Origin of the sequence: Vagococcus salmoninarum (assembly GCF_003987495.1) — a bacterium.
GTDB lineage: Bacteria > Bacillota > Bacilli > Lactobacillales > Vagococcaceae > Vagococcus_D > Vagococcus_D salmoninarum.
In genome coordinates, this window is record NZ_NGJU01000004.1 from 1 (window position 1) to 24,210 (window position 24,210).

General features: G+C 38.1%; 22 protein-coding genes. 10 read left to right on the forward strand and 12 right to left on the reverse strand.

Annotated elements, in window-relative coordinates:
• Positions 1-647 precede the first annotated feature (647 nt).
• The 3 genes from CBF35_RS03375 to CBF35_RS03385 form a co-directional block, all read right to left on the reverse strand.
• Complete coding sequence (locus CBF35_RS03375; protein WP_126778578.1) at positions 648-1,013, reverse strand: hypothetical protein; 366 nt, start codon at positions 1,011-1,013, stop codon at positions 648-650.
• Positions 1,014-1,089: 76 nt separating this feature from the next.
• Complete coding sequence (locus tag CBF35_RS03380; RefSeq protein ID WP_126778579.1) at positions 1,090-1,458, reverse strand: CvfD/Ygs/GSP13 family RNA-binding post-transcriptional regulator; 369 nt, start codon at positions 1,456-1,458, stop codon at positions 1,090-1,092.
• A 123-nt stretch (positions 1,459-1,581) separates the two neighbouring features.
• Positions 1,582-2,166: a peptidylprolyl isomerase gene (locus CBF35_RS03385; protein WP_126778580.1), complete on the reverse strand. Its 585-nt coding sequence runs from the start codon at positions 2,164-2,166 to the stop codon at positions 1,582-1,584.
• A gap of 171 nt (positions 2,167-2,337) precedes the next feature.
• Here CBF35_RS03385 and CBF35_RS03390 point away from each other — a divergent pair, with 171 nt between their 5' ends.
• On the forward strand, positions 2,338-3,330 hold the full coding sequence (locus CBF35_RS03390) for an NAD(P)/FAD-dependent oxidoreductase (RefSeq protein WP_126778581.1): 993 nt from the start codon (positions 2,338-2,340) through the stop codon (positions 3,328-3,330).
• A 92-nt stretch (positions 3,331-3,422) separates the two neighbouring features.
• The gene (locus CBF35_RS03395) at positions 3,423-3,911 is read left to right on the forward strand and encodes a phosphatidylglycerophosphatase A family protein (protein WP_126778582.1); all 489 of its coding nucleotides are present in this window, start codon (positions 3,423-3,425) and stop codon (positions 3,909-3,911) included.
• A 21-nt stretch (positions 3,912-3,932) separates the two neighbouring features.
• Here CBF35_RS03395 and CBF35_RS03400 read toward each other — a convergent pair whose 3' ends face one another.
• The 6 genes from CBF35_RS03400 to CBF35_RS03425 all read right to left on the reverse strand — a co-directional run bounded on the left by CBF35_RS03400 (position 3,933) and on the right by CBF35_RS03425 (position 9,010).
• Positions 3,933-4,577, reverse strand: coding sequence for a TIGR01906 family membrane protein (locus tag CBF35_RS03400; RefSeq protein ID WP_126778583.1), 645 nt, complete (start codon positions 4,575-4,577; stop codon positions 3,933-3,935).
• Complete coding sequence (locus tag CBF35_RS03405; protein ID WP_126778584.1) at positions 4,578-5,342, reverse strand: TIGR01457 family HAD-type hydrolase; 765 nt, start codon at positions 5,340-5,342, stop codon at positions 4,578-4,580.
• An 11-nt stretch (positions 5,343-5,353) separates the two neighbouring features.
• Complete coding sequence (locus CBF35_RS03410; protein ID WP_244922556.1) at positions 5,354-6,034, reverse strand: YutD family protein; 681 nt, start codon at positions 6,032-6,034, stop codon at positions 5,354-5,356.
• A 46-nt stretch (positions 6,035-6,080) separates the two neighbouring features.
• Positions 6,081-7,457: a bifunctional metallophosphatase/5'-nucleotidase gene (locus tag CBF35_RS03415; RefSeq protein ID WP_126778586.1), complete on the reverse strand. Its 1,377-nt coding sequence runs from the start codon at positions 7,455-7,457 to the stop codon at positions 6,081-6,083.
• A gap of 87 nt (positions 7,458-7,544) precedes the next feature.
• Entirely contained in the window at positions 7,545-8,294 is a 750-nt protein-coding gene (locus tag CBF35_RS03420; protein WP_170174701.1) for a tyrosine-protein phosphatase, read from the reverse strand.
• Between the two features lie 23 nt (positions 8,295-8,317).
• Positions 8,318-9,010 (reverse strand): MgtC/SapB family protein, encoded by a 693-nt coding sequence (locus CBF35_RS03425; RefSeq protein ID WP_126778588.1) that lies wholly within the window; start codon positions 9,008-9,010, stop codon positions 8,318-8,320.
• A gap of 145 nt (positions 9,011-9,155) precedes the next feature.
• Between CBF35_RS03425 and CBF35_RS03430 the strand changes: the two genes are divergently transcribed.
• Both CBF35_RS03430 and CBF35_RS03435 read left to right on the forward strand, forming a co-directional pair.
• Positions 9,156-10,367: a MucBP domain-containing protein gene (locus CBF35_RS03430; RefSeq protein ID WP_126778589.1), complete on the forward strand. Its 1,212-nt coding sequence runs from the start codon at positions 9,156-9,158 to the stop codon at positions 10,365-10,367.
• A gap of 61 nt (positions 10,368-10,428) precedes the next feature.
• Positions 10,429-11,079, forward strand: a complete 651-nt coding sequence (locus CBF35_RS03435; RefSeq protein ID WP_126778590.1) for a class A sortase — start codon at positions 10,429-10,431, stop codon at positions 11,077-11,079.
• A gap of 19 nt (positions 11,080-11,098) precedes the next feature.
• On the opposite strand, the gene CBF35_RS03440 is transcribed toward CBF35_RS03435, so the two are convergent.
• On the reverse strand, positions 11,099-13,456 hold the full coding sequence (locus CBF35_RS03440) for an HAD-IC family P-type ATPase (protein ID WP_126778591.1): 2,358 nt from the start codon (positions 13,454-13,456) through the stop codon (positions 11,099-11,101).
• Positions 13,457-13,760: 304 nt separating this feature from the next.
• Between CBF35_RS03440 and treP (CBF35_RS03445) the strand changes: the two genes are divergently transcribed.
• From treP (CBF35_RS03445) to CBF35_RS03455, 3 genes are all read left to right on the forward strand, one after another.
• Positions 13,761-15,764 (forward strand): PTS system trehalose-specific EIIBC component, encoded by a 2,004-nt coding sequence (treP, locus tag CBF35_RS03445; RefSeq protein WP_126778592.1) that lies wholly within the window; start codon positions 13,761-13,763, stop codon positions 15,762-15,764.
• A gap of 151 nt (positions 15,765-15,915) precedes the next feature.
• The gene (treR, locus tag CBF35_RS03450; protein WP_126778593.1) at positions 15,916-16,635 is read left to right on the forward strand and encodes a trehalose operon repressor; all 720 of its coding nucleotides are present in this window, start codon (positions 15,916-15,918) and stop codon (positions 16,633-16,635) included.
• A 176-nt stretch (positions 16,636-16,811) separates the two neighbouring features.
• Entirely contained in the window at positions 16,812-17,015 is a 204-nt protein-coding gene (locus tag CBF35_RS03455) for a hypothetical protein (RefSeq protein ID WP_126778594.1), read from the forward strand.
• A 79-nt stretch (positions 17,016-17,094) separates the two neighbouring features.
• On the opposite strand, the gene pgmB is transcribed toward CBF35_RS03455, so the two are convergent.
• Positions 17,095-17,745 carry a beta-phosphoglucomutase gene (pgmB, locus tag CBF35_RS03460; protein WP_126778595.1) on the reverse strand — a complete coding sequence of 217 codons (651 nt, stop codon included), beginning with the start codon at positions 17,743-17,745 and terminating at the stop codon, positions 17,095-17,097.
• Between the two features lie 25 nt (positions 17,746-17,770).
• Positions 17,771-20,482, reverse strand: coding sequence for a glycoside hydrolase family 65 protein (locus tag CBF35_RS03465; protein ID WP_126778596.1), 2,712 nt, complete (start codon positions 20,480-20,482; stop codon positions 17,771-17,773).
• 293 nt (positions 20,483-20,775) lie between these two features.
• On the opposite strand from CBF35_RS03465, the gene treP (CBF35_RS03470) reads away from it, so the two are divergent.
• From treP (CBF35_RS03470) to CBF35_RS03480, 3 genes are all read left to right on the forward strand, one after another.
• Complete coding sequence (treP, locus tag CBF35_RS03470; protein ID WP_126778597.1) at positions 20,776-22,740, forward strand: PTS system trehalose-specific EIIBC component; 1,965 nt, start codon at positions 20,776-20,778, stop codon at positions 22,738-22,740.
• A gap of 473 nt (positions 22,741-23,213) precedes the next feature.
• Complete coding sequence (locus CBF35_RS03475; protein WP_211345289.1) at positions 23,214-23,804, forward strand: sugar O-acetyltransferase; 591 nt, start codon at positions 23,214-23,216, stop codon at positions 23,802-23,804.
• Between the two features lie 17 nt (positions 23,805-23,821).
• Complete coding sequence (locus CBF35_RS03480; protein WP_126778599.1) at positions 23,822-24,208, forward strand: VOC family protein; 387 nt, start codon at positions 23,822-23,824, stop codon at positions 24,206-24,208.
• The last annotated feature ends 2 nt before the right edge of the window (positions 24,209-24,210 follow it).

Below are 24,210 nucleotides of genomic sequence, written 5' to 3' on the forward strand. Positions count from 1 at the left end.
AGGCACGCCGCCAGCGTTCGTCCTGAGCCAGGATCAAACTCTCAATAAAAGTTTTGATAAGACCCGAAGGTCTCGCTCATTTTGTTTGCTAGCGAATTACTTCACTATATCAATTTTTCATAAAAAATTGTAAAATCTTTTGTGTGTTCTTCTACTAAAGAAGAACTATTACACATTTGGTTCGTCTTACTTTGTTCAGTTTTCAAAGGTCTACATATTGGCTCTTCGCCAACTTGAAATGTTGTCTTAGCAACTTTTATATCATAACCTTAACTGTTGAGTTTGTCAACAATTAATTTTATTTATTTTTTTGTTGCTGTCCGAAGTTCAGCACTCCTTGACAACTTCATAAGAATAACATGGTTAGTTGACATTGTCAACCTTTTATAAAATTCTTTTTTTGTCACCTTCTTACGAAATGACAACTTATTTATATTACCATCAATCCAAGCTGAATGTCAATATCTTTTCAAACAATTAAAAATTGTTTTTTTATATTGGTCTTCCACATGAACTCTTACTAATATACCAAGAGTCTTATTAAAAAGCAATAGTTAATTGCATTTCCTTTAATATTAGATATTTCTGGTTTATATAGAAGAAAGAGGATTAAAAAAAGCTAATCAGTGAATGATTAGCTTTCTGGTTTATTTAAATATCGGTACGCCTGAAACTTGAAATTTATTCAATACTGCTCGCAGGGTTGTTGGTGTTTCCCAAACATACTCTTCTTCTAAGACTAGCTTTTCGCCACGATCTTCCATTTCAAAGACAAACAATGGCATCTTCTTATTCTCAACAATTACATTTGTTAATTCCACTAAATCAATGGAATTGACATCCATCATAACTTCTGACTTGAGTTCTTGCAAAATACAGGCAAGATTTGTTAAGTCTTGATTCATTGGTGTTGTCACGAAATCAAACTTATTTTCGCTCTTTCTCACTAAAAACTTTTTATCACCATTTGCGCTATTAAGTATTACAGTACCAGCAACTAATTGGTTACTCAAAACTTCCACCTCAATTTTCAATGAATTTTCAGTCTACATTTCAAATAATAGCACATTTTTCTGAAAAAATACATGTTTATTTCTCAGTTAATTCTGTAACGCTTTCGGAAATCCAGTCTGGCATTTGATTCGCTAAGCTTTCAAAGCCGATTTTCTTGCGGCGATTAGTAAAATATTTTTTTCTTTTATATGTCGCTACCGGTGCTTGATCATCTAAACTTCTCATTGAAAGGCTGATTTTTTGAGAATATTCATCTATATCAATTACTTTGACAGTTACAGCATCACCTACCGCTAGAACTTCAGAAATATTCTTAATAAAACCATGTTTCACTTCGGATATATGGACAAGTCCTTGAGTCTCCTCGTCTAAATGAACGAAGGCCCCATATGGTTGGATCCCTGTAACTTTGCCTGCCATAATCATTCCTATTTTAAAAGTCATACTTGTCCCTCCTTTACTCTTCCTTTCTATTATACGTCAATTTATCAAAAAATTAAACCTTGGATTGTTCCTTTGCTTAAAACAAAAAAAGCAGACAGCTGATAGCTGCCTGCTTTTTGATAGTTATTCTGAGATTTCAACCTTTTCCATGACGATATCATAAAGAGGTTTATCTTGAGAGCCACGTTGGACAGCAGAAATATCATCCATTACGTCGATTCCATCAATGATATGTCCGAAAACTGTGTGACGGAAATCTAACCATGGTGTTCCACCATTTTTATATGCTTCAATGATTTCTGTTGGGAATTCAGCCCCTTCAAGTTGGCTAATCATGTTAGCTGGGACATTTTTATTTTGTACGATGAAGAATTGGCTACCGTTAGTGTTTGGTCCTGAGTTAGCCATCGACAACGAGCCACGTAGGTTATATAAGTTTTTAGAAAACTCATCTTCAAATGATGAACCGTAAATACTTTCGCCACCCATTCCTGTTCCAGTTGGATCGCCCCCTTGAATCATGAAATCTGGAATAACACGGTGGAAGATAATCCCATCGTAGTAGCCTTTTTTCGCTAATTCAACAAAGTTTTTAACTGTTTTCGGTGCTTCTTCTTCAAATAATTTGAAAGTCATTACACCTTTGTTAGTTGTTACTGTGGCGATTGGTCCTTTAGCCTCGGCTAAATTTAGTTGTGGAAATGTCATTTTGTAATTCCTCCTAATTTGTATTCTATTATATAATACCCAAAATTCTAAAAGATATCTATCTATTTAACTGATAAAAGCAAATTTGTGTTGTTATTATCAGTTATATTCTATACTATATCAGTACTAAAGACATTACGATTTTAATAACTAACGGAGGTGCGGTAGTTTATGCCGACTGAAAATATACATGATATTACCATCATAGGTGGTGGCCCAACTGGTTTATTTGCAGCCTTTTACGCTGGGATGCGAAATGCCAAAACAAAAATTATTGAGAGTTTACCACAACTAGGTGGTCAACTTGCCATGCTTTACCCTGAAAAAAAGATTTATGACATTGCTGGTTTTCCAGATATCAAAGCTAGTGACTTAATTAACAATCTGACTGAGCAAATTGCCCGCTTTAATCAAGACATCTGTTTAGAAGAAGAAGTTCTTGATTTAACTCTTAGAACAGATGGTTTACTACATATTACGACAACAAAGGGCGCTCATCTTTCAAAAAGTGTGATTATTACAGCTGGAAATGGTGCCTTTCAACCGCGAAAATTAACACTTCCCCAAGCCGTTGAATTAGAAGGTCATAATTTGCACTACTTCGTGACCGACACTGAAAAATTTCGCAATAAAGAAGTCATGATCTGTGGTGGCGGAGATTCTGCTATTGACTGGGCCTTAATGCTTGAGGAAGTCGCAAAATCCGTCACTTTGGTTCATCGCCGGCCAGATTTCAGAGCCCATGAACACAGCGTTAGCTTATTAAATCAATCTTCTGTCATCGTTAAGACGCCTTTTATTCCAGATAGTCTAAACCTGGAAGACTCTAACCTAAAAAGTATTACTTTAAGCAACCCTAAAGAAGACCTTACGGAAGAACTGGCGATTGATGAATTAATTATTAATTATGGCTTCACTTCTTCCCTGGGGGCAATTAAAAAATGGGATTTAAATTTTTCTCGTAGTTCGATTGTCGTTAATAGTGATATGTCCACGAGTTTACCTGGTGTTTACGCTGCTGGTGATATTTGTACTTACGATGGTAAAGTCAAGCTTATTGCAACCGGTTTTGGTGAAGCACCGACAGCTGTTAATAACGCCTTACACTTTATCCGCCCAGACATGCGGACTCAACCAACTCATAGTACCAGTCTTTTTGAATAATAAATAATAAAAGCAAGGTTAATCCTTGCTTTTTCCTATTTATTAAAGGTAAGATAATTAACATCAGAGCTCTTTGAAAGGAATGGATAGACGTGACGATCGATAAAAACATTTTAGAAAAACAAGCGAAGGCTTTACTAATTCAACGAGGGATTACTTTAGAAGATATGGCAGAGTTAGTTTACTTCTTGCAAAAAGATTACGTGGCTGGTCTAGACTTAGCAACTTGTCAAGAAAATGTCGAAGCAGTTTTATTAAAAAGAGAAGTTCAAAATACGATTATTACTGGGATTCAATTAGATATTTTAGCAGAAGAAGGCAAATTACTAAGCCCACTCCAAGAAATTTTAAGTGAAGACGAAGGCCTTTACGGCATTGATGAGATTATGGCTCTCTCAATCGTTAACGTATATGGTTCAATCGGTTTTACAAACTACGGCTACATCGACAAAGTTAAACCTGGTATCTTAGCTAAGTTGAATGAACATGATGGCATTCACGTTCATACTTTCTTAGATGATATTGTTGGGGCAATAGCCGCTGCTGCAGCTAGCCGAATTGCCCACGCTCAAGTCAAATAAACACAAAAAAACAACTGAAAGTTAACTTTCAGTTGCTTTTTTTAATTCTCGGCGACCACTTACTATCCCCACTAACATAATTAATTCAAAGATAACTAAAGCTAGGATGAAACAGTGCATGAAGTAAGCTTCTGGTAATACGTTAATAATTGGGTCTGTTGCTGGATCAAATAACCAGTCATCGTTATTGAAAAAAACACCATGAAACGTTTCAAAAAATTGTTGAAAGCCAATTAACATGCCGAAACCTAAACCTACAGGAATCAAGGCACCAATTTGGAAAGGTCTGACTAACTTCCAGAGCCTTTTTTGTTTGATTGATTCTTTAAGAAAAATCACGCTTGGAATAAGAGTAATTAGGAGTACGCCGTAATTTAACATAAATAAGCGTTTGACTTCATAAAAATGAAATGCGCCTGAGGCTGAAACTGGAAAATCCGTCATCTTCAGTTGACTCACCCACGGTAAATTCAAGTAAGCCATTAGTTGACGATAATTAGCTAATAATTCAGTTTTAGATAAATCTACCCAATCTAAAATATTTAAATACTTAATATCAAAAACATATAACGGATAAGCATTAATGGTTAAAGTAATAGCTAACGTAATAATTGTTAAAAAAAGACATGTTACGCCAAGATAATGACGCCATTTTTGATTTTTCACTTAAAAACTCCATTCATCAAGACTGTTTAACACGAAAGTTGGGGCTTCCCTTAGGCTTGCCACGTCTTCAGCTTGGGTAAAACCGGATAACACGAGTAATGTGTCAATGCCATTCTTTAAGCCTGCTTGAATATCGGTTTCATAATTATCCCCCACCATGATGACTTCTGATTTATTTAAACCGAGCTTTTTGACAGCGATTGACATAATCGTCTTCTCGGGTTTTCCGATAATGACTGGTTTAACTCTTGTGGCTGTTTCAATTAAAGCCAATAAAGAGCCTGCTCCTGGCATTAACCCCCGACTTGTTGGAATGTTTTTATCAGGATTCGTACCAATAAAATGAGCCCCTTTTTGAATGGCTAATGTAGCGATGGCTAATTTTTCATAAGTCAATTCAGTATCTAAACCGACGACAACATAATCAGGTGTCAACTCTTCGTACTCATAGCCGGCCTGATAAATTTCAGTCGTTAGACCTGCTTCGCCAATCACAAAGACTTTCTTACCTCGATTTTCTTGATTCATATAATCAACTGTCGCTAATGAGGCAGTATAGATGGTTTCTGGCCCGACATTTATCCCAAAATCAGTTCCCAGCCTTTGACTAACAGCTTGTGGACTTTTCGTTGTATTATTTGTGACAAATAGAAAGGGAACCTTTCGCCCTTGTAAATTTTCGATAAAGCTTTTACCAGCAGGAATCAACTTATCCCCTAAATAAATAGTCCCATCTAAATCTATTAAGTAGCCTTTATAACTCATAGTTAGCTCCTTTACTCGCCTTCAGTTTGTCGAATAGTAAAACTTCGATTAGTATTTTTGGATGCTTGTGTTTTTTTCTCAACTGGTTTGGATCCTTGAGGTTTAGTTTCAGCTGCCTGACGATTTTTTATGACAGGGCTTTTTTTGTTACGATTTGGTTGCTTCTTGTCAACTGGTTGGCCTTTCTTCTCTTGGAGATGAGCGGCTGGCTGTTTCGGCTTATTGCGACGATTGTTGCGTTTATTTTTATTTTGCGGACGCTCTTTTTTAACGGGTCCACCTATCCGTTCTAAAACAAAGTAAGCACAACCAAAGTTGCAATACTCGTACAAGTAATCTTGCAGGGAACCAATGCGTTGTTCCACTGGCATTTTTTTCTGGTTATCAGAAAAGAACCCCTTGAGTCTCAGTTGTTCAAAACCAACATCACCAACTATATAGTCATATCTATTTAAAACATCACTGTAGCGTTCATTCATTTTATCTAAGTCAAAGCCTTCACGATAATTGACGGCTAAACGATATTCTCGTTGATCAATCGTTACGACATCTTCACTTTGCATCTCTATCCGTCGTTTCTTTTCTTTGACAGGGGCTTCGCTAGCAATCTCCGTTAAGACTTCCGCAATGTCACCTGTCAAATCAGTTACTACCGCCGGGGTTTCTACTAGTTGTTTTTCTTTTTCAGTCACGCTCTCACCACCTATTTTTTCTAGTCTTTATTATTATAGCCTTTTTTTACTTCCTTGGATAGTGACGAGTCAGATGAAGACCGATTACTTCCCGTAAAAATTCTGGAAAGAGAAACTCAATCTCTGCTCCTTGACTTAAACTTGGGAAAAAAGGAATAAACAAAAGATGATCCACAGTCGTAAATTGATACTCTTTGTCATCTTCAATCTCTTGACCTAAGTAGGTCATGCCTTGCTGGTCATTCCAAGTTAAACCATTACTCACTAACTGACCAAATACTTTGCCACGAAAACCCATTCCGATAATGGCGAAGTCTTGTAATTTATCTTCTTGAATATTAATTTCTCTTAAAAAGGTTTTTAAATGTTCACCGCTAATTTTCACTCGAATCAAGTGCATTGGATGAGGCAAGACTTGATGAAGATCGTCACGGCTAACGAGGCCTTTTTGAAAGGATTCTAGAAATAAGCCACTATTGAGTAGGCTGACTTCCGTCTGACTATACTCACTCATCGCTGTTAAGGCCATCATCATAATATCACTAGTTCCTTCACCAGTTAAACTCAAGGTTTGTGGTAAATCAGCGATGAGTTGTTTTTGTAATAGTTCTCTACCTTGATTTTCGTAGCTAATAATTTCTGCCTGATCACTTAGTTCTTCTTCTAAACTAGTAACTGGAATGACTTTAGCTTCTTTCTTGACTATTAGACCGTCAGCTAGTTGAACCTTAACTTCGCCAATATAGCGACCATACTTACCTGCAGCTGCTAGTAAGCACTCATCGACATACATGCCTTCTGTCAGCAAATGATGCGTATGAGAACCTAAGACTATGTCAATCTCCGGGTAAGCTTTAGCAATCCGAGTTTCTTCTTTAATCCCTAAATGAGACAAAAGCACTATCATGTCGGTTTCCTTACTTATTTCTGCTAATAAATTCGGTAACACCTCATCAGCTTCAGCCACTTTCCAACCATTTGGTCCGTATGTTAACTCAAAGGGTGCGGTCAATCCTAGCAAGCCGACCCGAGTCCCTTGGTCCGTTTCAATAATTTTATAGGGCTCTGCCCATTGAGGCTGTTCCAAACTTTTGCCGTCACGTAAATTTCCTAAGATGACGGAAAACTCACTTGATTGGTACAAGTCATTCAGTTGTTCGTGACTATTGCCGACTCCTTCATTATTACCAATCGTCACACCATCATAATTGACTTGATTCATCAATAAGGTATTAGCTAACCCATTTGTGGCTTCCGTTAAAGGATGAACCCGGTCTGAAAAATCTCCTAAGTCTAGAGTAATGACTGTTATGCCAGCAGCTTGTAATTCAGCTTGTCGTTTGAGAATGTAACGTCTAATCTTAGGCCAATTTTCAAAATGAGAATGTAGATCGTTCGTGTGGATGATTACTAATTCTTCCATAATTATAAACACTTTCTTTACTTTTTTATTTGCTTTCTACGATAGAAAAACTACTCTCAAAAAAAAGAATAGTTAGTCGTTGTTCTATTAGACAGTATATAGTGTTTTTAACTTTGCTACAAGATTATCAGATATTCCTAAACCATCTTTAACAAAACCTAAAAGACCACCAAACTGGGTCTCCATTATTTCAAAGGCTTGATCTAAATATTCTTTTTTAACAGTCATCAATGTTTCAATTTCAGCTAATTGATTGTCTGGCACGCCTTTTTTTATTAACTCCGCCAACATCTGATCATTCGCTGGTTTTCTCAAAGTATTAGTCCTTAAAAAGTCATGATAAATGTCTTCTTTTGAGACATTTAAGACACCTAAAAGGAGAGCTGCGGCTATACCTGTATGGTCTTTGCCGGCAAAACAATGAAAAATAAACGGATCATCATTAGCACCTAACATTTCTAAGTATTTTTTATAGCCAAGCTTGGCAGAATCTGTTAATATCATATCATGATAGATACCGAGCATCTTGTCATTCGCTGACAATGCTTTGCCACTAGTCATGTCTTCAAGACTAGCAGACTGACCTTTTGAGTCTTTCATGATGTCGATATTTATATAGTCAACTCCCTCGAACTGATCATCTGGTCGCTCACTTAATTCACTACTTCCTCTTAAATCAAATATTTGTTTTATTCCGTAAGTTTCAGTAAAGGCTCGATAATCATCTGCAGCTAACTGGACAATCTCACCACTTCTAAAGATTTTACCCTTTTTCACTACTGTGCCATCTAACGTAGCATAGCCTCCTGCATCTCTAAAATTCACTAATGTTTTCATCCTATCATTCCCTTTCATGCCTCTTATAAGTCTACTAACCTGATTTTCAACACATTTTCGTGGATTGATAAATCTTCGATTAAGTCCGCGTAATTTTTTCCACGAGGTAGCTCAATCGTGTACAGATTAGTATAGATTTTTCGCTCATCAGTTAATTCCACATCAAAATTTACGTCTCTGACAGAAACGTCGTTAGACTCAAAGTAATCAGTAATGAATTCTTTCGTCTCTACTCGATGAACAAACTTAACTTCTAATTTTTTCATCGATGGCACGATGATGACTTTTTTCAGTAACGACAAAATAATTTGAATCGTGATAAAGCCAACAATCGCAATCTGGTAAAAACCCATGCCGACAGCTACGCCTAAACAGGCCGCCGCCCATAATGAGGCTGCCGTAGTTAAACCTGTGACAGACCTTTTCGTCACAATAATCGTCCCGGCACCAAGAAAGCCAATGCCACTAATAACTTGAGCAATTAGCCGAGCTTGATCCGAACGAATAACCCCAGCCAATTCAGGCTGAGCAATTGCTAAGTTAAGCGCATCAATGGATATTTGATCTTGGATCAAAGCAACAACCGTGGCGCCAACGCAGACTAAGATATGGGTTCGCATGCCTGCTGGACGATTTTTGAACTCTCGATCAAAACCGATTGCACCTGAAATAATCACTGCTAAGCCTAAACGTTGAATAATTTCAATCAGTTCCATAGTGGCCCTCCCTTTGCTAGATACTTTAATTCTAGCACTAGTTACTCGTTTTTTCTAGTTTAGCCAACCTGCCTTTTTATTTTCTGTTTTGCCTTTAGTCACTTAATCGTTCCATTGAATCAAGGTTTAAAGAAAGAGGTTTTTTATGAAAAAGAAAAAGTTATTACAAGTAGGGTTAACGGCTGTTATTTTAGGACAAGTTATTGTTAGTCCCGCCGTTGTATTAGGTGATGATACCGCGTCTACTAGCGAGGCACCAACGACTGAAGCTGAAACTAGTGAACCTACTGCTAGTGACACAAGCACTGAAGCTGAAACTAGTGAAGAGTCTGAAACTCCCTCATCTTCTGAAGAAGCCCCTGATTCATCAACAGCTCCGGCTACTTCTGATTCTAAGCCAGAAGAGAGCAACGGTGAAGAAAACGGGGAGAAAGAAGATGACAAGGAAGATGAGGAAGACGAAGCAGCCGAAGGTCTCTTTTTACGTAATTTAATTGAGGCTGTCTCCTGGGGCGAAGAAATCTTAGCTGAAACAGACGTAGTCACTAACGAGTTTACGATTGCTTCAGTTGCTGCTAATCGGGAAGCTTTAACTGCCGCTGTAGTTGCTGGAAGTGACTTACTTGATGCTATTCCAACCGTTGATGAGACTGATGCGCTTGATTTAGACGCCGCTAAAACACAAGAAGAGGAAATTGTTGCAGCTACTCGGGCCATTAACTCTATTATTGAAAATAATTTAGCGGCGACTTTACCAATTGACTTAATTTTAGCCGAGGTGGAACACTTAACTGGTGCCTACCTTGACCCAAGTAAACCTGATGTGCGGGAAGAGCTATATGCCGCCATCACAGCTGTCGAAGAGGCCCGCGTAGCCGCTTTAACAAATGCCGAAGTCGCTACAGTTGTCGGTAACTTACAAAAGATCTTAGATGAGCTTCACTTACTTGTCCAAGTTAGAGCCTTTGATGAAAAAGGAGAAGAGATTTTAATCGATGTAAAATCGCCAGTTGCTGATTTAACCGGTCTCTTTAAAACAGGTTACGTTGTAACACCACCAGTGATTCCAGGCTATGAGTTTGTTGATGCTAACCGCCTGACTGGTAATTTTGGTGATGGTGTCAATGACATTGCTTTAGCCTATAAAAAAGTCGAAGCTGCCCCTGGGAAAACTGCCCCTGATCCGATCCCATCTTCTAGCAGTTCTGAGAGTAGTTCAACAAGTGAACAGCCAAAAGATCTCCCACGCCTAGCCCAAACAAACGTTTCCTTAGGTTCTGGTACGACTTTAGCTGGACTTGGGGCTGCGGCTGCTTCACTTGCTGCCTTTATTAAAGCACGTCGCAATAAAAAATAAACGTAAGATTGAATCAGTCAGTTAACATCCTGACTGATTCGCTATAGATTGGAGTAACTAGATGCAAAGACCTAAGAAAAAAGCTAAACTCTACCCTTTCTTAAGTGGTCTACTATTGCTAATTAGTCTTAGCTTATTCGCAGCTAATCCTCTTTATCAATACACGACTACCCAAAAAGTTAAAAACAACTTAAAGACAGTCTCCTTAGCTGAGATTACCCCAGTTGTCGCAGCAGCTGCAACAACTGCTGAGATGGACTATAGTAATGACGGTGTCTATATTGGTAAAGTTGCTATTCCCGCAGTTGACTTAGCCTTACCGATCGTCAAAGGGATTGGTGATGATAATTTGTATTTAGGTGCTGCGACTAATTTAACTAATCAAGTTTTAGGTCAAGGCAACTATCCACTTTCTGCCCATAAAATGCCCTTTGACCAAAACTTACTTTTTAGCCCTTTGTTAAGGGTCAAGATTGGTGACTTAATTCATTTAACTGATGGGGAGCAACTTTTCACTTATCAGACGACTGAGACTTTCGTTGTTGGTCCTGAGCAAGTTGAAATTCTTGATGTTATCCCTAATAAAACAGTGGTGACTCTTTATACTTGTGAAACTGATGCCGGGACCGAACGGCATGTTGTCCGGGGAGAGCTTCAAAGCATTAGCTCACTAGCAGATGCTGACTCGGCTATTTACGACTTACTACAATAAAAAAATAGCCATGCAGAAGTTAGCTAACTTCTGCATGGTTTTTTTGGTGATTTCCTAAAAGATGGTGAGTCACTTTTTTTAAACTATAAAACAAAGGAATTACCACTGCCATTAAAGGCAGATAGACAATCGCTAAATGCCATTGAAATAAATTGACTAAAGAAAATAACTCCCCAAAGACTAGGAATAATAAAATAAAAATACTAGCTAACACACTAATCATCCCGATAATTTTCCAATTGATTGGTTTAGCGACATAGTAAAGTGCCACAAAACAGACCATTCCCGTTAACCAGACCGTTATCGTTGATGTTTCTTCATAGGTCCAATTGAATTGCTTGCCTAAAACTAAAAGAGTTAAAGTGAAAATTACTACGCTTAAACCACTGGCAATCGCTGGTTCTAAAACATTTTGAAAGAAACGCCCTTTCAATGGCGCAATATTCGGCCGTAAGGCTAAGAAAAACGAGGGAATTCCCACAGTTAACGTGCTAATCGGACTTAGTTGAATGGGTTGAAATGGATAAGGGGCAGCAATAAAAATAAAGACTAACGCCAAAATCAAAGAATAGATTGTTTTAGTTAAATACAAGGAGGCGACTCTTTGGATATTATTAACCACTTTCCGTCCTTCCAAGACAACACCAACCATTGAATCAAAATTTGAATCTAATAAGACGAAATCCGCAATTCCTTTAACAGCATCACTGCCATTGGCCATGACAATACTACAATCGGCTTGTTTCAATGCTAAAATATCATTTACGCCGTCTCCTGTCATGCCCACAGTTAAGCCGATTTCTTGCATAGCCTTAACTAAAGAGCGTTTTTGTTCTGGACTAACCCGACCGAAAACCCGGTATTTTTTAACTAAATCGACAAAATCAACATTTGGACCAACTTGACTCATGTCGACTAACTGCTGACTATTCTTGACTCCTGCTCTTTCAGCAATTTGAGCGACAGTTTGGGGATGATCACCTGAGATAATACAAATATCAACTTCCTGTTCAATGAAATAAGCCAAGGTTTTAGGGGCTTCAGGGCGAATCTCATCTTCTAAGAAAATCAAGCCTTCTAACTGTAATTCTTCAGGTAACTCTTGTTCTTTCAATCCCTTTGAGCTTGAAGCCACGGCTAATACGCGTAGCCCATTGTTCGTGCCCTCATTAATTCCCTTCATTAATTGATGATCCAATTGCCCAAACAAATACTCAGGAGCACCAATTACAAATGAGCCCTGACTTTGATATTCAACGGCACTCCATTTACGGACTGAAGAAAAGGGAATCTTACTTCTGACTTCCCAAGAATTTTCCTCTTGAGGGTAACTAGTCATTAATGCTTGGCCTGTAGCATTATCTTCGGCTAAATCATGAGCAACATGGCTAATCATTCGTCCTAAATCTTCTAAGCTACTACTACCAGTACTTTCAGTTTTAACAATTTTTAAATCGCCACTAGTTAGAGTGCCGGTCTTATCTAAACATAAAATGTCTACCCGGGCTAAGGTTTCAATTGACCCCATGGTTTTTACTAAGACTTTTTTCTGAGTTAAGCGAATGACCCCAACAGCTAGGGCCACCGTTGTTAACAAGACTAACCCTTCCGGAATCATCCCGATCATGGCTGCAGTTGAACCTAAAATCGCTTGATTGACAGTCATATCGCCAATCATACTAGAAGTAAAAAGTAAGGCACCCACAGGAATGATCCCAAAAGTTAAGATGCGAATGATTTTCTTCATTGTATGAACTAGTTCACTGTAAATGCTTTTTTCACCTTTCGCTTCGGCTGTTAGTTTAGAGGCATAGCTTGCTTTCCCGACTTTAGTCGCTTCGATTAAAGCACTGCCACTAACTAGAAAACTGCCTGAAAAAACGGCATCGCCGACTTGTTTAACTACGGCATCAGACTCACCAGTTAATTGTGATTCATCACATTCCATCCCTTCTGTGGCTAGTACAATGCCATCAACGACTACTTGCTGACCTCGTTTTAACATCACGATATCGTTCATGACGACTTCTTCTTGTAGGACTTGCTCTTCTTGGTTATTTCGAATCACACTGACTTTCGACTGAGTCAATAATGACAAATTATCGATACTTTTTTTAGCTCGTAATTCTTGAAAAATACCAATCGTCGTATTGACAATAATAACTCCTAAAAACAGTAAATTTTTATAACTACCAGTATAAACGACAAAACCAGCAATAATAATATTAATAAAATTGAACAATGTTAAGCTATTTTCTAAAAAGATTTGTTTAAAACTCCGAGTCATTGGTGGTAAGCCTTCGTTAACATCCCCTCGGGCTTTTCTCACTTCAACTTCTGAGTAGCTTAATCCTGAATACTGACTATTTTTTGCCATTGCTTCCACCCTTCTAAGTGACAATTACGCTCACCTGCTGTTATTTCATAGTAAGCCATCTTGATTCCCTTGACTAGGGACTAGAGACCTAGTTATTTAAGCTTAATAAACTCTTTAACTTTTTCTAACTATTCTTAATCATACGATTTTTAGACTACTTATGGCAACTATTTACATCCTCTTTTTTAAATATTCCTTTTTGTTAAAACGCTACCAAAATTCTTGCATTATTGATTAAATCACGTTATTCTATAACTACCTAAACTTGTCTATACAAGGTTAGAATAACTAGGAGGTTTCACTTATGGTTGATTTTAAAAAAGACGCTGTCACTCTGTTAAAACATCTCGGGAGTTCTGAAAACATTTCCTCCGTCTCTCATTGTGCCACTCGCTTACGTTTTGTTTTAGTCGACCCAACTAAAGCCGATCAAAAGGCTGTCGAAAACATCCCCTCTGTTCAAGGTCTCTTTACTCAAGCCGGTCAATTCCAAGTCATTATTGGCAATCAAGTTGCCACATTTTATCATGAATTTATCCAACTCCCTGGTGTTCACTCTGCAACTAAAGAAGAAACAAAATTAGCTGCTAAACAAAACCAAAGTGTTCTTCAACGGATCATTGGAACTTTTGCTGAAATTTTTGCACCGATTATTCCTGCTCTAGTTGTTGGTGGTTTAATTTTAGGTTTTAGAAATGTTTTAGGGGAAATCCCCTTCGCGGCCTTTGATGATCAACCGATTGTAGCAGTCTCTCAATTTTGGGATGGCGTCAACCATTTCTTATGGATTATTGGCGAAGCCATCTTCCACTTCTTACCAGTTGGCATCACTTGGAGCATCGCTCGTAAAATGGGAGGAACGGAAATTTTAGGAATTGTCTTAGGTCTAACTTTAGTTTCCCCTCAGTTGTTAAATGCTTATGGTGTCATACATACTGCCACTGCTGATATTCCTGTTTGGGATTTTGGTTTTACCCAAATTAGTATGATTGGCTATCAAGCCCAAGTAATTCCAGCCATGCTTGCGGGCTTCTTACTTTGTTATTTAGAACTTTTTTTTAGAAAACACATTCATCAAGCGGTTTCGATGATTTTTGTCCCCCTCTTTTCCTTAGTTCCAACAGTACTAATTGCCCATGTACTACTAGGTCCAATTGGGTGGGCCATGGGTAATACAATTTCAACGGTTGTCAATGCTGGTTTAGCAAGTACTCTTAACTGGTTATTCGCTGCCACTTTTGGTTTCTTATACGCCCCTCTAGTTATTACCGGACTCCATCATATGACAAATGCCATCGATTTACAGTTAGTAGCGGATTTTGATAGTACTAATCTCTGGCCGATGATTGCCTTATCAAACATCGCCCAAGGTTCGGCTGTCTTAGCTGTTATTTTTTTACATCGGGGCAATCAAGAAGAAGAACAAATTTCGATTCCTGCCACTATTTCATGTTACTTAGGCGTGACGGAACCAGCGATGTTTGGAATTAACTTAAAATACCTTTACCCCTTCATTGCCGCCATGATTGGTTCAAGCATCGCCGGTATCTTTTCAGTCGTCACAGGTGTCCGGGCTTTTACGATTGGCGTTGGCGGTTTACCTGGATTGCTGTCAATAAAAATCGGTTACGGCTTCTTTATAATTGCCATGTTACTAGCCATTCTAATTCCTTTTAGTTTAACGATATTTTTCAGACAAAAAGGGATCTTTAATAAATTAGATCCTGCCCCTAGTGCTAATGGACCGATTATCCCGACTGAGACTTCTAGCCCAGAACCAGAACCAAATTCCCCTGACCCTCTTTCTACTGAAAGTCCTTCACCCATTCCAAACCCTTCTGAGCCACCGACTACTGAAAAAATTTCAATTCACGCCCCGGCTAGTGGAACATTGATTCCTCTTGAAGCTGTGGAGGATCAGCTCTTTTCAAAAAAAATCTTAGGTAGTGGCTTAGCCATTCAACCGACAAGTGGCCAATTAGTTGCACCTGTCAGTGGCATTGTCACAACCATTTTCCAAACTAAACACGCCCTTGGTTTTCTGACTGAGAACGGCATTGAAGTGTTACTACATATTGGTTTAGACACTGTTGAACTTGACGGCTTGCCTTTTAATCTGACTGTGGCAATTGATCAAAAAGTCGAAGCTGGTGATTCCCTTGGTTTCGTTGATCTAGAAAAAATCAAGAAAGCCAAAAAAGCTACTGACATTGTCTTAGTTTTCACTAATCTCAAGCCCTCTCATCAGCTGACACTAACCGAACTAGCCACTGTAGTTGGTGGCTCAGAAATTGGCTACATTGATTAAGTTGAAACTCACCTTACTCTTAGACTTTAATTAGATTTCTAGCTCCTTTATCCTTTGTAATTAAGATTTGCTCCTGCTCTATTGGTACTTAATCGTAACTGTGATATTATTAATAGACAACAAATGTACTTTTCAAGTAAGGAGCCCACTAATGAATAAATTTCATGATATTTTTTTAGACTTAGAAGATAAAATTATGAATAAAACTTATGTTTCTGGGAGCCTATTACCTAGCGAAAAACAATTAATGGAAATTTATAGCGTCTCACGAGAAACCATTCGTAAGGCCTTAAATTTATTAATCAATAACGGCTACATTCAAAAACAACAAGGTAAAGGTTCCATCGTTCTTGATTTTCAACGATTTAATTTTCCAATTGCTGGTTTAACTAGTTACAAGGAGCTGCAAGAAGCCCAAAACATTCAAAGCGAAACAATCGTTGTGGAATTGGAAAAAGAGACTGTCTCGCCTAAACTCCATACCTTAACTGGTTGGAAAACCAATGATGAGATTTGGCGGTTAGTTCGTCAACGACGAATTGATGGAGAAGTCGTGATTTTAGATAAAGACTTTTTATTAACAAGTTTTATTCCTGAGCTGCCACTGGAAAAAGCGGCTAATTCTATTTACGATTATTTTGAAAATGACTTAGACTTAAAGATTGGCTTTGCGCAAAAAGAAATCATTGCTGAAGAAGTCACTGCGGAAGACCGCCGTTACATGGATTTAAAAGCCGATGAAACCCACGTGATTGTTGTCCGCAGCTTAGTTTCTTTAGAAGATACCCAAAGCTTTGAATACACTGAATCCCGGCACCGCCTAGATAAATTCAAATTTGTCGAGTTTGCTCGCCGTCGTCAAACGACGTAAGCCATCTAACCTATTCTTTTTAGAATAGGTTTTTTATTTTACTGAAAACGGAAAACCTCAGTCTAAAGTCCCTTATCTCCGATTTTTTTAAAGGTTATAATATAAAAGTTAGATGATTATAACTAAGCGGATATTTAGGTAAAGCCATCGATCTTGATGGTGAAAAATACCAAGTCGTGGGGATTAAAATCAAGCTTTCACCGGAAAGTGACCGGACGGTGGTCATGGCGGCAGCTAATGAAAAACTAAAAGAGTCCCATCCTGAATTGACTGGTAATTTTGAAGAAGACCGAACAAGTGAAAGAATTCGCCAAAAAATTGAAGCGATGATTCAACAAGTCGTGATTGGTTTGATTTTCATTACTGCGATTTACCAATAAGTACTTTTAAATAAAACAAAAAACCTGTCTCTCCTACTAACTTTTCACTAGTAGTCTTGAGACAGGATTTTTTGTTATATTATTGATTGATTAATTCTTCTAAGTTTAATTGACTTAAATCTCGAACACTAATGTCAGTTCCTTGTAAAGGTTGCTCTGTTTCAATCCCCACAGTATAAATCCCAGCGGCTTTTAAGGCATCAACACCTGCTTGGGCATCTTCAAAACCAACTGCTTCAGCGGGACTGACCTTTAAAGCGGCAGCCGCTTTTAAAAATATTTCTGGATCTGGCTTCCCTTGACTTAAACTCGCTGGATCAACAATTATTTGGAAGTAATCAGCCACGCCGAGTTTTTCTAAAATCATCGGCGCATTTTTTGAAGCTGAGGCAATGCCACAAGGGATCTGGGCTACCTGAGCAGCTGCTAGAAAATCAGCCACCCCTGGCAATAAATCCGCTGGCGATAAATCAACTAATAACTCCACGTAAGCTTGATTTTTAGTCACTGCTAAGGCTTCTTTTTCAGCTAAAGTAAAATTGCCCTCTTGTCCCCCATGATTTAAAATCAATTCTAAAGAGTCTAACCGACTAATGCCTTTCAATTCCTCGTTAAAAACTTCATCGATAGTAATACCGAGTTTTTCCCCTAAGGCCTTCCAAGCCACATAGTGATATTTGGCAGTATCAGTAATCACACCATCTAAATCAAATATAAATGCTTTTTTCACAGGACACCTCTTCAATTTTATTGGATTAATAATTAACAACTAATGGTTCTTTAGCTTGTAAGTCATACTCTTCTTCAGCAATGATAACACTTGTTTCATTACTAGCAGTGACTGTTACCTTTCCTAAACTAATCGTAAATTGGTAATCAATTCCCAGTCTTTGTAGCTTAAAATCTAAGCCTTGCCATTTTTCAGGTAAATTTGGCTTTAAAGACAACTGGTCTTCTCTAATTTCTAACCCGCCATAAGTCGCTAAGGTCACGTAAAGGGTAGCAGCCATCACCCCAGTATGAATGCCTTCTGCTGTCGTTCCCCCTTGAATGTCTTGATAATCAGAACGTAACGCTTCTTGATACAACTGCCAAGACAAGTCTCTCTTACCAACATTTTCGGCTAATTGAGCGTGGACAATCCGTGATAAAGTTGAGCCATGTGAGGTCCGTTGTAAATAATACTCTAAGTTTTTTTCTAAATAATCTGCTGGTAACTGGTAAGCTAAATCAGCTAAGATTTGATCAACTTTAACTTTTGAAAAATTGTAAAAAGTCATTAGCGTATCCGCTTGTTTCGCCACTTGATAATCATCTGCAGATTCGCCATTAGCACTTAAAATCCGATCCATTCGGTAAACATTGCCATATTTTTGACGGTAAAAATCCCAATCAATTTCTTTTAAGTCAAAATAGCCAGCGTATTGAGCTATCACACCTTCCTCATTAATTTCTAAGGTTAATTTATGACGAATGGTTTCCATCTCTGCTAGTTTTTCAGCTGTGACTTTAGTTTTAGCTTGAATCTGAGCTAAAGTAGTTGGCTCTAAACTTTTTTGTAAATTAGCGACTTCTTCAAACAACCACACAACCATCATATTCGTATAGGCGTTGTCCGTTAAGCCCCCTGTTTGACTCTCTGGGTAGGCTTCATGAAATTCATCTGGGCCCATGACTTTGGCAATGGAGTAACGTTCCGTCTCTACTTGCCACTCGGCTTTACTTCGCCAAAACTCGGCAATTTCCATTAATAACTCGCCACCATAAGAAGCCATAAAGTCTTGGTCGCCGGTGTTATTCCAGTACAACCAGACATTGTAAGCAATGGCTAAAGAAACATGCCGTTGTAAGCGACTATAATCTTCCCCCCACTCCCCATTTAAAGGATTTAAGTGAAGTTCTTGGCTTTGCTCTGTACCATCTAGGCCAGATTGCCAAGGAAACATCGCCCCAGAATAACCCGCTTCTATAGCATTTGCTTTAGCCGCATCTAGTCGGTGGTAACGATACATTAGGAGTTGTTTCGCCATTTCAGGAAAGTGCATTGTGTAGAAAGGCATGATAAAAATTTCATCCCAGAATATATGCCCCCGGTAAGCTTCGCCGTGAAGACCACGAGCAGTAATTGAGACATCTAAGTCTTGATTACTAAAAGGTGAACCAGAAACAAGTAAATGATACGTATGTAAGTTAAGTAGTTTTTGAGACATTAAGTCGCCACTGACTTGGATTTCAGCTTGTTGCCACAAACTTTCCCAGGCTTTTTGGCTTTCTTGGTAGTTTTTCCCGAAAGACTTAGTTCCTTCAGCCCCTTTTGGTAAGTTAAGTTCTTGATGGGCTTCTGAGCGATAGACACTCACACTTTTTTCAATCCGGTACGTTTGATTTTGTTCAACGACTAGTGGGACTTCTTGAATAATTTCTTGATCAGAAATTATTGTTGTGATCCTCTCGGCTGAAACAAAATCCCCTGCTAGCTCTGAAACTTGCTGAACTGTCATTTCTGAGTCCTTCGTTTTAACTTTAACGGCTGTTTGCAAGCCCTCAGCTTCCAAGCTTTCAATCATTAAATGGTGTTGCTCTAAACTACGATACCGTTCAACATTAAAGTTATGAACACTAGCGTCACTTTTACTAATAACTTTAACTTCGCCATTAAAATTCAAAGGAGTAAATTCGTAAGCCAAAGCATAATGATGTTTATCAGCCATATTAACAACTCGTTGGGTTTTAATAGCCAATTGATGACCTGCTTGATCTGTAATGTTTAACTCTGCTTGAAATAAGCCATCTCTTAAATTTAATTGGCGGTGCAAGGAATTAATCGTAACCTCTGCTAAATTAATGACTGGCCCCTCACCGATTTTCAAACTTAAATATTGAAGATTTGGCGCATTAACAAAGTCTTCATTGCCAATGGCTTGGCCTTCAACTTCTGAGGTTGCCAAGTTATATAAGCCGGCAATATACGTTGCTGGATAGCTGCCTTCGGAAATATCCGCTTCTAACAAACTCCCTCGTAAGCCAAGATAGCCATTCCCAGTCGTTAATAGTGACTCAACAGAATAATTGCTTTTACCAGGAGTGTAACCGTAATAGTTAAGTTGCCAACTCATCTCTTGACCTTGTTGACTTAAAGCTTTAAGATTTTCAGCCCAACTTAAACCTGATACACTACGAATAACTGGGACATTCATTTTTTCCATTAGATGATTTAAGACATTTACAGTTAACCCGTCAGCCGTTGTAAAACCGCCTGTTTGATCGATGTTTTTTAGTTCCTCAGTTATGATAATTCCTTGAATGTCTTGATAAGCTTCTGTAATTACCGACATTACTTGATCTAATTGGTCGGCAATGTTTTTTGAAGTCAACAACACCTGCTGTTGTTTTAAAATCACTTGTAAGCTAGTAAACTCAGTGATGTCACAAGTTTCTGTTGAAAAAGCTAAAGTTAGATACGTCATGTTAAGTCTCCTCTATTAGATAATTAGAACCTTGTATATACATGTATTAATTGGTTTTAGTATACCGATAATAATTCTGAATTGCAAATAATTATTAAAAAATAACTAAAATAAACGAGACAGATTAGCTTTTTATGCTAATTTTTTTAATTGTTTATATAGTAATAATTTTTTTAGCTCAATTTTTATAAATAAATAAATATAAAACGCTTGCAAGAAAGTCTAAAAAGTTATATCATGTATATACAAGAACTTGTCTATACATATAAAAATAGTTTTTAGGAGGAGTCAGAATGGTTGATTACAAGCAAGATGCGTCACAATTATTAACACTCGTTGGTGGTAAAGATAATATTGCAGCTGTTTCTCACTGTGCCACACGGATGCGCTTTGTCTTAAACGATTTAACAAAGGCGGATCAAAAAGCAATCGAAGAAATTCCTGCAGTCCAAGGGATGTTTACCCAAGCCGGGCAATTTCAAGTCATTATCGGTAATAATGTTCAAAGTTTTTATAATGAATTTGTTAAAATATCTGGGATTGAAGGGGTTTCCAAAGAGGCAGCTAAGCAAAATGCCAAACAAAATCAAACCACACTGCAACGAATTATCGGCGTCTTTGCTGAAATCTTTTCACCATTAATTCCGGCTTTAGTCGTCGGTGGGTTAATTTTAGGATTCCGGAATGTCTTAGAAGGAATTGAGTTTGCCCGCTTAGGTGGTCAAACAATTGTCGAAGTTTCCCAGTTTTGGTCCGGGACGAATCACTTCCTGTGGTTAATTGGTGAAGCAATCTTCCAATTCTTACCTGTCGGAATTACTTGGAGTATTGCTAAAAAAATGGGAACAACCCAAATTTTGGGAATTGTTTTAGGGATTACCCTAGTCTCCCCGCAACTCCTTAATGCTTACGGTGTAGCTGGAACAGCAGCTGCCGATATTCCTTTTTGGGATTTTGGTTTTGCCCAAGTTAATATGATTGGTTACCAAGCACAAGTCATTCCTGCTATGTTAGCCGGTTTCTTACTATGTTATTTAGAAATATTCTTTAGAAAATACATTCATCAAGCGATTTCGATGATTTTTGTGCCCTTATTCGCCTTAGTCCCTACTGTTTTAATCGCCCACACTATTTTAGGGCCGATTGGTTGGACGATCGGTAGTTTCATTTCTAACGTTGTTAACACTGGTTTAGCTAGTGCTTTTAACTGGTTATTCGCTGCAGCCTTTGGTTTCTTCTATGCACCACTCGTTATTACTGGCCTTCATCATATGACTAATGCCATTGACTTACAGCTAGTTGCTGACTTTAAGAGTACTAACTTATGGCCGATGATCGCCTTGTCGAATATCGCTCAAGGTTCCGCTGTGTTAGGTGTGATTTTCCTCCACCGAGGCAATGAAAAAGAAGAACAAGTCTCGATTCCAGCCGCTATTTCATGTTACTTAGGAGTAACGGAACCGGCGATGTTCGGTATCAACTTGAAATACTTATATCCTTTCGTAGCTGGCATGATTGGTTCAAGTATAGCTGGTCTCTTCTCCGTTGTGATGGGAGTTCGAGCTTCAAGTATTGGAGTTGGCGGTTTACCAGGGATTCTTTCAATTAAAATCGGCTACTGGCCTTTTGCAATTGCCATGGTTATTGCCATTGTTATTCCCTTCTTTTTAACTATTTTATTCAGAAATAAAAATATTTTAAATAAGTTAGACCGAGTTGACGAAACCGCTTTAGCAATTGCAGGTTTTGAAACCGTAACTGGAACTACTACTAGTGTCACTCCTAGTACGGATTTAACTAAAAAGGCAGATTTAAACCTTTATGCTCCCGTAACTGGTCAATTAATGCCGATTACCGAAGTCCCTGATGAGGTCTTTTCGCAAAAAATGTTAGGTGATGGTTATGCGGTCTTGCCGACTAAGGAAGAGATTTGTTCCCCAGTTGCTGGTACAGTCACTTCGGTCTTCCCAACAAAACATGCCCTTGGCTTATTAATGGCAAATGGCATTGAAGTCTTACTCCATATGGGAATTGATACAGTTGAATTAGCTGGGCAACCTTTCACTATTTTAGTGGCAGAAGGTCAAACCGTAACTGCTGGTGAACCACTTGCTAAGATGGCTTTAGAAGACATTAAAGCTGCTGGTAAAGGTACCGAAATCATGGTCTTACTCACTAACTTAACTGAGGCTCATCAATTTGAATTAACTAAAACTGGTCAAGTGACTAGTGGTAATGAGATTGGTTTTACTAAATAAATAGTCTGAAAAAAAATAGAAAAAAGACCTCAACAATAAGACATTTATTGTTGAGGTCTCTTTTTATTATTCTTAAAATTGACGAAAGCCACTCAATTGCTCGAGTGGCTTTCTAACTAAAAATAAATATTATTAAGGTTTCTGTTCCGTTAAAACTATTTGAATTAGACATCATTATTGTTTCTCATTTAAACGACTTAAACCCTACCATCTTTTAAGTCCTTGCAATCCTATAATTGCGCCAGTGTGAATAAACTTCCTAAAAATCAATCGTGTTAATGCTTCATACTTATTTTTAATACACTATTATTATAACATAGGTTGAAAAAAAATACTATTTTCTGAAAATAGTGAGGGTTATAAGGTAGTTTGCAAGTAATTACAGATCATTCCCTCCTCCCTCAAACATGCTATAATTAACTTATTACTCATCACTAATTATTGGAGGCGTTTATGTGAATCAAAAAGAACGAATGTTAGCTGGATTACCTTATAAAGCTTGGTTAGACGGTTTAAGTCAAGAGCGACAAGCAACGAAACAAAAAATTTTCAATTTTAACCATCTCTCTCCTGCTGAGCTTAGCCAAACCGATGCTCTGATTAAAGAGATTATTGGCACTCATGGCGATAGCTTACATATTGAAGCCCCTTTTCATTGTGACTATGGGTCAAATATTGAAATCGGTAACAACTTTTTTGCTAACTATCATTGTGTGATGTTAGATGTGGCGAAAATCACGATTGGCGAGAATGTGATGTTTGCTCCTAATGTTTCTTTGTATACTGCCGGACACCCACTTCATCCAGTCTCACGAAATTCTGGCTACGAGTACGGCTTGCCGATTACAATTGGAGACAACGTGTGGCTTGGTGGCAATGTGATTGTTAATCCTGGTGTGAGGATTGGGGATAATGTAGTTGTCGGCTCTGGCAGTGTAGTGACTAAAGATTTGCCTGATAATGTTGTAGCTGTTGGTAATCCTTGCCAAATTATCCGAGAGATTACTGATGAGGACCGGGATTTTTATTACCGTAAAGAACGATTTGATGTAAGTGATTACTAATTAAGGAGGCGGAATGGATGAAACTCGAGCATAGTGCAGTCTACGTTAATGATTTAGAAAGTATGAAAGAATTTTATCAAGAATACTTTGGGGCAATGGCTAATGAAAAGTATCGTAATCCCAAGACTGGTTTAGAAACTTATTTTTTAAGTTTTAAAAATGGCGATAGTCGCTTAGAACTAATGACCCGACCGGAGATAGTTTCCCAAGACAAAGCCTTATTTCGGACCGGTTTAACTCATCTGGCTTTTTCAACTGGCAGTGAGTCTCAGGTTGACGACTTAACTAACTCATTGAAAGCTGCTGGCTACACTGTTATTAGTGGCCCTCGGCGCACAGGTGACGGTTACTATGAAAGTTGTATTTTAGACCCTGAAGGCAACCAAATCGAAATAACTAGTTAAGA